This window comes from Egibacteraceae bacterium (assembly GCA_035540635.1).
Lineage (GTDB): Bacteria > Actinomycetota > Nitriliruptoria > Euzebyales > Egibacteraceae > DATLGH01.
The window spans coordinates 1-11,254 of the sequence record DATLGH010000053.1; the positions used below are offsets into that span (position 1 = coordinate 1).

An 11,254-nucleotide genomic window follows, 5' to 3' on the forward strand; every position below is an offset into this window, starting at 1 on the left:
TGCCGACCCTTCCCGCCCCCCGGAGCCGCCGGCGGCCGGACCCGCCGCGCCCAGGACGGCGAGCCCAACCACGGCCGTCCACCACGGCCCGGGCAGCAGGCATCCCGCCCACAGCGCCGCGGCGAGCACCCAGGCCGCCGCGGCGCTCACGGCCGGCCCCGGGGCGCGCGGGACGCGCGGGGCGCGCGGGCCGCCCCGCCGGATCGCAGCCTTGGTCGCATGATGTGCGACCGATGCCGCAAGCCGCGCAGAGGCGCGGGGCGCATCACACGGCCACGAGCTCGGCGACGGCCTGGAACTTCTTCTCCCCGATCCCGGGCACGTCGCGGAGGTCGCCGACTGCGGTGAAGCCGCCGGCCTGGTCGCGGTGCGCGGCGATGCGCTCGGCGAGGACCGGGCCGATGCCCGGAAGCTGCTCGAGGTCGGCGGGCGTCGCACGGTTGAGGTCGAGTCGACCGTCGGGCCGCCACGGCGACGCCGCCGCGGCCGCGGGCTCGGCCGGGGCGTCGCCCTGGCCGGCCGGTGCGGGTCCGGGCACAAGCAGCTGCTCGCCGTCGGTCAGCGGACGAGCGAGGTTGAGCGCGTCGAGCAGCGCATCGGGCAGGGGGCCGCCGGCCTTCTCGAGTGCGTCGGCCACCCGCGCCCCGCCGGGCAGGCGGTACAAACCCGGGGCGGCGACCGCACCCGCGACGTGCACGACGAGCTCCTCGTCGGCGAACGCAAGGCCATCGGGCACGGCCGGCGCCTCCGGCTCGGCGGCCCCCGGCCGCGCGAGCACCCAGAGCAGCACGAGCGCCGCGACGGCGCCGGCGACGAGCACGACGAGACCCGCGAGCTCGGCGGGCGAGCAGCCGAGCCCCGCGAGCCCCCGCCGCAGGCGCTCAGCGAAGGCCGCGTCGTCGTGCGGGTCGGTCAGCGTGCCCATGCGGGCGACGGTACGACCGTCCCAGCCCAACCGGAGCGTTTTTCCCGCCGGCTGTGGACATCCCACGCCGGCTCGCGGGCGGGCCGGTCCCGCGGGCAGCTTTCCCGCGCCGCCGCGGGAATCCTGACGTCCCCGGCGCCGGCCGCCCCCGCGCCGCGCCGCGCCGACGAGCGTCTAGGAGGCGGCCCTCGTCACGAAGTTCAGCATGCGGTCGGGCACCCAGACGACCTTCACCACCTCGCGGCCCTCGAGGTGGCGCGCGACGTTCGCCAGGCCTCGCGCGGCGCCGACGGCGTCGGCCTGGGACGCGCCCGCGGGCAGCTCGGTCGTGTCACGCAGCTTGCCGTCGACCTGGACGGGGATGCGCTTGCTGTCCTCGACGACGAGGTGCGGCGCGTACCTCGGCCAGCTCTGGGCGTGCACGGAGTCCGCGTGACCCAGGCGGTGCCACAGCTCCTCGGTCACGTGCGGGGCGATCGGTGAGAGCATCACCTGGATGGCCTCCAGCGCCTCGGTCACCGCAGGACCCCGCACGCCGGCGTCGCGGAAGGCGGCCGAGACCTGGTTCGCGAGCGTCATGAGCTTCGCTATGGCGGTGTTGTACTTGAACGCCTCGTAGTCCTCGGTCACGGCGGCGATCGTCTTGTGCGTCGCCCGCCGCAGCGCGAGCTCCCCGGAGCCGTCCGACCCCGAGCCGTCCGACCCGGATCCGTTCGACCCCTCCGGCGCCACGACCTCGTCGACGAGGCGCACGAGGCGCGACAACCAGCGGAACAGCCCGGCGGGCGACACGTCCGCCCAGTCGACGTCGTCCTCGATCGGTCCGGCGAACAGCATCGTCGCGCGCAGCGTGTCCGCCCCGTACTCGGCGTAGACGGTCTTCGGCTCGACCACGTTGCCGCGGCTCTTGCTCATCGCCGACCCGCCGTGGAGCACCATGCCCTGGGACTTCAGTCGTGTGAACGGCTCGACGAAGCCGAGGTGGCCGAGGTCGTGGAGGGCCTTGGTGAAGAACCGGGCGTAGAGCAGGTGGAGGATCGCATGCTCGATGCCGCCCGTGTACTGGTCGACGGGCATCCAGCGGTGCACCGCGTCGCGGTCGAACGGCACGTCGTCGCGGTCGGGCGAGCAGTAGCGCAGGAAGTACCACGACGAGTCGACGAACGTGTCCATCGTGTCGGTCTCGCGCCGCGCCTCGCCGCCGCAGCGGGGGCAGGCGACCTTGCCCCACGTCGGGTGGGTGGCGAGTGGGGACTCCCCGGTGGGACGGAACTCGACCTCGCTCGGGTCGGGCAGCCGGACCGGCAACTCGGACGCGGGCACGGGCACGACATCGCACGTCGGGCAGTGCACCACCGGGATCGGGCAGCCCCAGAAGCGCTGACGGGAGACGAGCCAGTCGCGCAGCCGGAAGTTGACGGCTTGGCGGCCGAGGCCCTTCGCGGCGAGGTCGTCGGTGATCGTGCGCTTGGCCTCGGGCCAGGGCAGCCCGTCATAGCCGGGCGAGTGCACAACGACCCCGTCGCCGGGGGCGGCCTCCGTCATCGTCGCCTCGTCGAGGTCCGCGCCCTCGACCTGCACGACCACACGTACGGGCAGGTCGTAGGCCCGCGCGAAGTCGAGGTCGCGCTGGTCGTGGGCGGGCACCGCCATGATCGCTCCGGTGCCGTACTCGAGGAGGACGTAGTCGGCGGCGTAGATGGGCAGCAGGTCACCGTTGACCGGGTTCACGGCGTGGACGCCGAGGGCGATGCCTTCCTTGTCCGCGTCGGTCGACTGCCGCTCGATCTCGCTCTTGCGCAGGACCCGGTCGTGGAAGGCCGCGAAGGCCTCGCCGGTGCCGCCGATCTCGGCCCACGCGCGCGCCCGCGGGTGCTCGGGAGCGACGACGAAGAACGTCGCCCCGAACAGCGTGTCGGGCCGCGTCGTGAACACGACGATGTCCTCGCCGGTCTCGGAGATGTGGAAGACGACCTCCGCGCCCTCGCTGCGGCCGATCCAGTTGCGCTGCAGGGCGAGCACCCGCTGCGGCCACGTGTCAGCGAGCTCGGCCATGTCGTCGAGCAGGCGCTGCGCGAAGTCGGTGATCTTGAGGAACCACTGCCGCAGCGCCTTCTTCGTCACCTCCGTGTCGCAGTACTCGCACCTGCCGTCGCCCACCTGCTCGTTGGCGAGCACGGTCTTGCACGACGGGCACCAGTTGACGTTCGCGTCCTTGCGGTAGGCCCAGCCCGCCTCGAGCAGCTGGAGGAAGATCCACTGCGTCCAGCGGTAGTACTCGGGGTCGCTCGTGTGCAGCCGGCGCGACCAGTCCCAGGAAAGCCCGAGGCGGCGCATCGTCGCGGCCTGTGTCTCGATGTTGTCGTACGTCCACTGCTTGGGGTCGATGCCCCGGCGGATGGCGGCGTTCTCCGCGTTCAGCCCGAACGAGTCCCAGCCGATCGGGTTCATGACCTCGAAGCCACGCAGCCGCTGGTAGCGCGCGACGGCGTCGGCGAGGCTGAACGCCTCGACGTGGCCCATGTGCAGGTCCCCGGACGGGTAGGGGAACATGTGCAGGGCGTAGAAGGGGGGCTTGTCGCTCGCGTCGTCGGCGACGTTCTGGCCGTCGCACTCCCAGACCTCCTGCCAGCGCGGTTCGATCTCGTGGGGGTCGTAACCGGTGGCCACGCGGACGCTCCTCGGGGGTGGTGGACTGCCAGCGAGTCTAGCGAGGTGCTCGGTGCGGGCCGCTGCTACACTCGCCCTCGCTTCGGGGCGTTAGCTCAGTTGGTAGAGCGCGACGCTGGCAGTGTCGAGGTCAGGGGTTCGATTCCCCTACGCTCCACCCCGATCCCCCCCGTTCCCCCCGGCCCGCGCGCACCACCTCGAGCAGGAGACCACCGTCGGGAGCATCAGCGCCACCGAGGCTGCCGCGTGAGTGCGAGCCCCGGCTGCCCTGGATCTGGCTACGGCCGCACGCTGTCGTGTGGCTCCTGGCCGGCTTCCTCGCCCTGACGGCGGTCGGCGCCGCGACGGCCGTCGTCGTCACGGGGGCAGCACCCGTATGGGCGAACGGTGTGCCCGTCGACGGCGCCGCGTCGCTCGAGTCGCTGGACCTGACCCCTCAGACGGAGACGCTCGCGCCCGACGAGGTGGCGGTCGACGCCGCGGTCGCCTCGTGGCTGGCCCAGCGGCGGCGCGGCTGGTTGCTCGGCGCCGCCACGTTCGCCGCGCACGCCGCGAAGATCTGGGTGACGGCCCCGATCGTCGTCGTCGTCGGGGTGGTGGTGTGGCGCCGGACGGGCAGGGTGAGCGCGCTGTGGCTGCCCGCGCTCGCCCTCGTCGGCGGCCTCGCGCTGTCCGTGGCGGTCAAGTTCCTCGTGTTCCGGCCCCGCCCGCCGGCTGAGGTGGCGGCGGTCGACGCGTTCGGGCCCTCCTACCCTTCGGGGCACGTCATCCGCGCTGCCGCCGTGTACGGGGCGCTCGCCTGGCTGGTCGCCGTCACGACGACGCGGCGGCGGCGGCAGGCGGCCGCGTGGGGAGTCGCCGCGGCGCTCGTCGCCGTGGTCGCGGCCGCCCGGGTGTACGAGGGGGCCCACTGGGTCACCGACGTCCTCGCCAGCCTGCTCCTCGGCGTCGGATGGCTCGTCGTGATACTCGGCGCGAGTGGCGTCCTGCGAAGGCCGCGCTAGCCTCGGCGCGATGCCGATGCTGCTGTCCCCACGGCCCGGGTCCCGGGCGCACCGTGCGGTGGCTGGGCTGCTCACCGGCCTGGCGGGGCTCATCGTGGTCGGCTGCGCGGCGGCGGTACTCGGTCGGTCCGTCGTGCCCGGGCTGGCGGCGAGCGGGCTCGACGCCGAGGTCACCGCCTTCCTCGTCGACAACCGCCGTCCCTGGTTGACCGCCGTGAGCCGTGCCGCGTCGGCCATGGCCGACCTGCAGGTGGTGGCCCTGCTCGTACTCGCGCTCGGCGTCGCCGGCGGGTTGCGCGCCCGGCGCTGGAACCTGCTGTGGGTGCCCGCCGTCGCGGGCGGCGGCGCGCTCGTGATCTCGGCGGTCGTGAAGCTCGTCACGGCGCGCGCCCGTCCTCCCCTGTCCGCCGCCATCGTCGACGCCTACGGGCTGGCCTTCCCCTCGGGCCACGCCCTGCGTGCCGTCGCGGTCTTCGGCGCGCTCGCCTTCGTCGCCGCCGCCGCAACGAAGCGCCCCGCCGCTCGGGTGCTCCCCTGGGGCTGCGCAGGCGCGCTCGTGGCCGCCGTCGGCTTCGCCCGGGTCTACCTCGGCGCGCACTGGGTGACCGACGTCCTCGCGGGGTACGCGCTCGGCGCGGCGTGGCTCGCTCTGGTGCTCGTCGCCACGGGGACGGCAGTGAGGGTGCGCCCTTCCCCGCAGCCGCCCGCCCCGGTTCGCGACCTCGACGCGTTGGGTGACGCAGGCCGCCCGCGCCGCAGGGTCGGGCGGGCCCGTGAGAGGTGATCGCCATGGCTGCCGACCGCTCCGACGTCGTCTGTGCGCAGCGGACGTCTGAAGGTCGTCAAGGTGAACGTCGACGAGGCGCCCGGCGTCGCGGCACGGTTCGCCGCGCGGTCGATGCCCACGCTCGTCCTCACGCGCGGTGACCGGGAGCGGTCCGTCGGGTGCCGCAGTCGGGGCTGGCCGCGGGGTGGGCACTCGGATGACTCCTCCCGTCGGTGCTCCTCGCGGCCGCGTCCGGCCCGCTCCTGACCCTCGCCGCGCTCGCGGTCGCGACGAATAAGGTGGAGGGCCTCACCGTCCTCAAAGGCCTCGGCATTTCCGTTCATCGCGCCGGTGGCCACGTGGTTCGTTGAAGGGCCGTGGGCGGCGGCGTTCGCCCCGCTGCCGACCCTGTGGGCCGTCCGCAGCCTGCGCGCGGGCGTCGAGGGGCGAGTGGACCTGGTCGGGATCGCGTCGGCGTGCCGCTGCTGCTCGCGTCCGCGGCCGTGATGTGGCCCCGCGTGCGCGGGCGGCTGTCCGCGCGAGCCTGACCGGCCGCCGGTCGGCCAGCGTCCCGGGCGGGCTACCGGCGGGCGTGCTCCCAGAAGCGCAGCCTGCGGGGGTTCCCGCGCATGACCGGCGTGAAGTCGCCGGTGGCGCCCGCCCCGTCCACCGGAGGCTCCTCGCGCCCGCAGAAGACCATTCCGAGCTCGGGGCTGTACCGGGTCGTGGGGCGCCCGCACACGCCGCAGGGCCGAGGTGCCGCAAGGTGTTCGATGCTAAGCTCCGCCATTGTGCTCTGCACTTCCTTGGAACCTTGATGTCGCGTCGTCGCCGGCGCCCAGACGGCCCGGCCTTTGTTTACACCTTAACGGCTCGGCATCCCGGCGCAGCGGCCGGACCCCGGCCGGTCGGCCACCCCGCTTTGCCGAAAGCGCCCGCCTGCAGGCCGAGCGCGTCTGCTGGGGCGCTACCGCTTCGCTACTCGAGCGCTGATGGTGGCGCTACCGCTTCGCTACTTGAGCGCTAGCCGGGCGTGCCCCACAGGAGGTGCCCGGTGCGGTTGTAGGCGGCGAGCAGCGCCATCCCACGCGCAAGGGCCGCGGCCGTCGGCGCGTCGAGCAGGCTGACCGCGCAGTTGCCCACGGACTCGAGTCCACGGTGGCCTCCGGCGGGCAGGCCCAGACCGGCGGCGACCGCCACCCGGATCGGGCCGCCGTGGGTGAACACGAGCACGGTCGCGATGCGGTCGGTGGCGTCCCGCCGCGCCCGCGCGACCACGTCGTCGAGTGCCGCGACCACGCGCGCGCGCAGGGCGGCGAACGTCTCGCCGCCGCCGGCGGCGACGTCCTCACCGCGTGCCCAGGCCGAGAAGGTGTCGGCGTCCGTGGTCGCGACCTCCGTGCGGGACCGGCCCGTCCACGCGCCCACGTCGAGCTCGCGCAGGCGCTCGTCGATGCGCACGGGCAGCGCCGGCAGGATCTCCTCGGTTGCCGCGGCGGTCTCGGCGACGCGGACGAGGTCGCTGCGCACGATCGCGGTCGCCCCCGCATGGAAGCGCGCCAGCGCCCGGGCGGTGGCGGTGGCCTGCGCCCGCCCGCGGGCGGTCAGTCCCGGGCCGCCGTGGCCCTGGAGGATGCCCGCGGCGTTCCACTCGGACTCGCCGTGACGGACGAGCACGAGCCGGACGACGGTGCCCTGGTCCGTCAGTCCGCAGCCGCCTCCGCGGCGGCGAGCTCGTCGAACGGCACCTTCGGCGCGTCCGACCACAGCCGCTCGAGGTCGTAGTAGGAGCGCTGCTCGCTGGTGAACGCGTGCACGACGATGTCGCCGTAGTCGAGCAGGACCCAGCCGGTGTCCTTCGTGCCCTCGCGACGGCGCGGCACCCGGTCGCGGTCGCGCTTCAGGCGGTGCTCGATCTCGTCGGCGACGGTGCCGAGATGGCGCTCGTTGCCGGCGGAGACCAGGACGAAGAAGTCGGTGATGCCGAGCAGCTCACCGAGGTCGAGGATGCGGATGTCCGTAGCCTTCTTGTCGGCGGCGGCACCCGCCGCGGAAATGGCCAACCCACGGGACTCGGTGGTGTCGACAGCGCTCAGGTTTCTCGCTCCTGTTCGAGGATCCGCCGGCGACCCCGCTGCGGTCGCGACGATCACCGGCTCACCGGCGATCGTACCGACCCCTGCCCCCCGCTGCACCCTCCGCCCCCGGGCGGGGCGGCGCCGCGCGCGGAAGCGCCCGTCCTGGGAGCCCGCCGAGGGCGACGTGGTGGCCGAGGGTGCCGTAGAGCCCATGCTTGCGGGCGTACTCCTCGACCTCGCGAGGGATGAGGTAGCGCACCGACCGGCCCGCCCGGAACCGCTCGCGCACGTCGGTGGAGGAGATCGCGAGCGCGGGGACGTCGAGGAAGATCAGCCGGTCCGCGAGCCCCTGCGCGTGGAGGGTAGCCACGTCGTGACCCGGGCGTGTCGCCGCGACGAACTCGGCGAGCGCGAGGCACTCGTCGGCCGCCTTCCACGTGAGGATGTTGACGATCGCGTCGGCCCCGGTGATGAAGAACAGCTCGTCGTCGGGACACGCGGCGCGCATCGCCCGCAGCGTGTCGACGGTGTAGGTGGGACCCTGCCGTTCGATCTCGAGCCGGCTGATCATGAACGCGGGGTTCGCCGCCGTCGCGAGCACGGTCATGAGGTAGCGGTGCTCGGGGGGCGTCGTCTCGTCCTTCTGCCACGGCTGCCCTGCGGGCACGAAGACGACCTCGTCGAGGCCGAGGTCTGCCCGCGCCTGCTCTGCGGTGACGAGGTGACCGAGGTGGATGGGGTCGAACGTGCCGCCCATGATGCCGATGCGGCGCGCGACAGCCATTGGGCAATCGTAACCGCGGGTCCCAGGTGACCCGCCGCACGGGCCCCGGCGCCGCTACAAGCGGTCGAGCGCCTCCCCGGCGACGAGGCGGGGCACGGCGGCCACCGACGCGAGCAGCTCGTCGTTGGTGAAGCTCGGCGGCGCGACCTGCTGCCACTGACCCCCCGACCGATCCGGGTCCCACGGGCACACCGAGCGGACCCACTGCAACCTCGGGCCGAGCTCCCCCGACCCGGGATGACGCCGCGTGTAGTGCAGGACCTGGCCGTTGTGGATCTTCTCCCTGGGGTCGCCCGACAGCAGCATCTCCCGCCAGCGCTCCTGCGTGAGCCCCTCGAGGATGAAGCGGGCCGCCCACATCACGTCCTCATGGGTGACGAGGATGCAGCGCTGACCGGCGCACTCGCGCCTGAGCCGGTCGAGGACCCGCTCGACCCGCAGGCACACCTCAGCGAGGGACTCGCCGTCAGGGGGACGCCAGTAGCAGGGGTCCTCGCGGCGCGCCGCGAGCTGCGCAGCGAACAGCTCGAAGCGCTCGCTCTCGGGCATGATGAAGTCGGCGTGCCCCCACGACCGCTCCCGCAGCAGGATGTCCTGGGTCCAGCGGGCCTCGGGAAGCCCGAGGTGCGCGGCCGTCTCGCGCGCCCGCAGGTACTCCGAAGTGGCGTAGCGGAAGAAGCCCCGAGCGACGTTGTCGACGATCCAGGCGCCGGCAGCCCGGGCCTGCTGGATGCCGGCGTCGGTCAGGCGCCACTCGCGGTTCCGGCGGCTGCGGAACGCCGGAGTGTAGTGGCGCTCGTCGCCCTTCTTCGACCGCTCCCTCGCCTCATTGCCCTCGCTGCGGCCGTGGCGGACGAGGACGAGGTCAGCGGGCATGGAGGCGGTTCAGCGGCGGACCTGGCCGTCGCCCTCGACGACGTACTTCGTCGTGGTGAGCTCGGCCAGACCCATCGGGCCACGGGCGTGCAGCTTCTGGGTGGAGATGCCGATCTCGGCCCCGAAGCCGAACTCCCCGCCGTCGGTGAAGCGCGTGGAGGCGTTGACCATGACCGCGGCGGCGTCGACCTCGGCGGTGAAGCGCCGGGCGGCCGCGCGGCTCTCGGTGACGATCGCCTCGGTGTGCAGGGTGCCGTGGCGGGCGATGTGGTCGAGCGCCGCGTCGAGGTCGTCGACCACGCGGACCGCCATGCGCAGGTCGAGGTACTCGGTGTCCCAGTCGTCCTCGGTGGCCGGCGCCGCGCCGGCGAGCCGCTGGGCGTCCTCGTCGCCGACGAGGGTGACACCCTCCTCCCGCAGCGCCTGCGCGACCGTCGGGAGGAACGCCGGAGCGACGTCGCGGTGCACGAGCAGCGTCTCGGCGGCGTTGCACACGCTCGGCCGGTGCGCCTTCGCGTTCACGGTGATCGCGCGGGCTTTGTCGAGGTCGGCGGCGGCGTCCACGTAGACGTGGCAGTTGCCGACGCCGGTCTCGATCACGGGGACCTGGGAGTCGCCGACGACCGCGGCGATGAGGCCGGCCCCGCCCCGGGGGATGAGGAGGTCGACGAGCCCCCGCGCGCGGCAGAGCTCCTTCACCGACTCCCGGCTCGTGTCCGCCACGAGGCTGACCGCGTCCGCCGGCAGGCCGCGCGCGGTGAGCGCCCGGCGGAGGATGCCCGCGAGCGCGGTGTTCGAGCGGATGGCGGTGGACGAGCCCCGCAGCACGCAGGCGTTGCCGCTCTTGATCGCGAGACCGGCGGCGTCGACGGTCACGTTCGGGCGACCCTCGTAGACCATCGCGACGACGCCGAGCGGCACGCGGACCTGGGTGACCGTCAGGCCGTTCGGCAGCGTGAAGCCGCGGACGACCTGCCCGACGGGGTCGGTGAGCGCGATGAGGTCACGCAGGGCCTCGGCGATCGCCGTCAGCCGGTCGGCGGTGAGCGTCAGGCGGTCGAGCAGCGCCGGGGCGACGCCGTCGGCCCGTGCGGCGTCCAGGTCGCGGGCGTTGGCTTCGAGCACGGTGTCGTGCGCGGCGTCGAGCGCGGCGGCCATCGCCTCCAGGGCCGCGTTCTTCTCCGCGGTCGAGGCGCGGGCGAGGGCCGGGGCGGCGGCCTTCGCCGCGGCGCACACGTCCAGGACGGCCGACATGGCAGGTAGCCTCCTTCGGCAGGGATGCAGCCGCAATGGTAACCGGGAGTGTCGCAGTGAGTGACTTCGAGGACGCGCTTCGGGCGAGGCTCGAACGCAACGCCGAGCTCGCCCGCGAGCGCGAGGACAACGTCGCGGCCATGGCCCGCTACGAGCAGGACCGGGCCGAGGAGGCACGCCGGGAGGCGCAGCGCCTGAGCGACGCCCGCCGCACCCGCCACGCCGAGCTCGTCGATGCCCTGAGCGCCGCCGCGCAGGGGCTCAAGGCGGCATCCCCGGAGAGCTTCATCGTCCGGCTCGGCTGGACCGAGTCGGGCGAGGAGTTCATCGCCAAGATCTCCACCCGCCTCATGGAGCCCGCGCGGTCGCTGCTCATCGAGCTCGACCGCGACGACGACGAGGTGCTCGCCCGCTGGCACAGCGACCTCGGCAACGCGCTCGAGCTCTGGCGCCTGCTCGACGTCGACACGTCGCTGCTGCACGACCTCGTGCTCCAGGTGGCCGACCAGGAGCTCTGGCAGCAGCAGACCCGCAACCCGCCCCCGTTCCCCGGCGCGCGCAGCTAAGGGAGACGCGCGCCGTTACGCGGGCGGTCGGCGCCAGGCGAACACCGGCGGGCCGTCCCGGCGGCGGTCCGCCCAGACCGCGTGCCCGGCGATGTTGGCGAGCACGAGCGTGCCGGCGAGACCGGCGGGCAGGAGCGGCCTGGACCCCGGCTCGGGAGCGTCGCGGCGCTCGATGGGCCGCACGTCCAGGGCGATCTCCCTGCCCGGGTCGGGAGTCGCGGGCGGTGGCACCGGCGGTGCGGGTTCGGTGTCGTGTCCCGGCGCCGGGGCCCCCTCCGGCTCGGCGACGGGCACGGGCGCGGGCTCGGGGGCGGCCTGCGCCGTGGGCGGG

At 74.1% G+C, this 11,254-nt stretch carries 11 protein-coding genes and 1 tRNA gene; 4 read left to right on the forward strand and 8 right to left on the reverse strand.

Annotation, left to right across the window (positions count from 1 at the left end; genetic code table 11):
• Positions 1-265: 265 nt before the first annotated feature.
• Together VM324_09220 and leuS are read right to left on the reverse strand one after the other, a co-directional pair.
• Entirely contained in the window at positions 266-925 is a 660-nt protein-coding gene (locus VM324_09220; protein HVL99455.1) for a ComEA family DNA-binding protein, read from the reverse strand.
• Positions 926-1,099: 174 nt separating this feature from the next.
• Entirely contained in the window at positions 1,100-3,595 is a 2,496-nt protein-coding gene (gene leuS / locus VM324_09225) for a leucine--tRNA ligase (protein HVL99456.1), read from the reverse strand.
• An 84-nt stretch (positions 3,596-3,679) separates the two neighbouring features.
• Between leuS and VM324_09230 the strand changes: the two genes are divergently transcribed.
• The 3 genes from VM324_09230 to VM324_09240 all read left to right on the forward strand — a co-directional run bounded on the left by VM324_09230 (position 3,680) and on the right by VM324_09240 (position 5,383).
• Positions 3,680-3,752: transfer RNA gene (locus VM324_09230), tRNA-Ala, on the forward strand.
• 139 nt (positions 3,753-3,891) lie between these two features.
• Complete coding sequence (locus VM324_09235) at positions 3,892-4,599, forward strand: phosphatase PAP2 family protein (protein ID HVL99457.1); 708 nt, start codon at positions 3,892-3,894, stop codon at positions 4,597-4,599.
• Between the two features lie 10 nt (positions 4,600-4,609).
• Complete coding sequence (locus VM324_09240) at positions 4,610-5,383, forward strand: phosphatase PAP2 family protein (GenBank protein HVL99458.1); 774 nt, start codon at positions 4,610-4,612, stop codon at positions 5,381-5,383.
• 1,005 nt (positions 5,384-6,388) lie between these two features.
• On the opposite strand, the gene VM324_09245 is transcribed toward VM324_09240, so the two are convergent.
• The 5 genes from VM324_09245 to VM324_09265 form a co-directional block, all read right to left on the reverse strand.
• Positions 6,389-7,042: a histidine phosphatase family protein gene (locus tag VM324_09245; GenBank protein ID HVL99459.1), complete on the reverse strand. Its 654-nt coding sequence runs from the start codon at positions 7,040-7,042 to the stop codon at positions 6,389-6,391.
• 26 nt (positions 7,043-7,068) lie between these two features.
• A complete protein-coding gene (gene rsfS / locus VM324_09250; GenBank protein ID HVL99460.1) occupies positions 7,069-7,428 on the reverse strand; it encodes a ribosome silencing factor in 360 nt (119 codons plus the stop codon).
• A gap of 94 nt (positions 7,429-7,522) precedes the next feature.
• Positions 7,523-8,227 carry a nicotinate-nucleotide adenylyltransferase gene (gene nadD, locus VM324_09255; protein HVL99461.1) on the reverse strand — a complete coding sequence of 235 codons (705 nt, stop codon included), beginning with the start codon at positions 8,225-8,227 and terminating at the stop codon, positions 7,523-7,525.
• A gap of 54 nt (positions 8,228-8,281) precedes the next feature.
• A complete protein-coding gene (locus VM324_09260) occupies positions 8,282-9,103 on the reverse strand; it encodes a histidine phosphatase family protein (GenBank protein ID HVL99462.1) in 822 nt (273 codons plus the stop codon).
• Between the two features lie 9 nt (positions 9,104-9,112).
• The gene (locus VM324_09265; GenBank protein ID HVL99463.1) at positions 9,113-10,357 is read right to left on the reverse strand and encodes a glutamate-5-semialdehyde dehydrogenase; all 1,245 of its coding nucleotides are present in this window, start codon (positions 10,355-10,357) and stop codon (positions 9,113-9,115) included.
• 56 nt (positions 10,358-10,413) lie between these two features.
• Here VM324_09265 and VM324_09270 point away from each other — a divergent pair, with 56 nt between their 5' ends.
• Entirely contained in the window at positions 10,414-10,923 is a 510-nt protein-coding gene (locus VM324_09270) for a hypothetical protein (protein ID HVL99464.1), read from the forward strand.
• Between the two features lie 15 nt (positions 10,924-10,938).
• Here the strand turns inward: VM324_09270 and VM324_09275 are convergent.
• The coding region (locus VM324_09275; GenBank protein ID HVL99465.1) for a hypothetical protein at positions 10,939-11,254 on the reverse strand (316 nt) is incomplete at its 5' end.

Bases quoted from the DNA above. Each gene is read 5' to 3' on its own strand.
- VM324_09265 (HVL99463.1), bottom strand. From the start codon at position 10,357: ATGTCGGCCGTCCTGGACGTGTGCGCCGCGGCGAAGGCCGCCGCCCCG.
- VM324_09240 (HVL99458.1), top strand. From the start codon at position 4,610: ATGCCGATGCTGCTGTCCCCACGGCCCGGGTCCCGGGCGCACCGTGCG.
- VM324_09220 (HVL99455.1), bottom strand. From the start codon at position 925: ATGGGCACGCTGACCGACCCGCACGACGACGCGGCCTTCGCTGAGCGC.
- nadD (HVL99461.1), bottom strand. From the start codon at position 8,227: ATGGCTGTCGCGCGCCGCATCGGCATCATGGGCGGCACGTTCGACCCC.
- VM324_09260 (HVL99462.1), bottom strand. From the start codon at position 9,103: ATGCCCGCTGACCTCGTCCTCGTCCGCCACGGCCGCAGCGAGGGCAAT.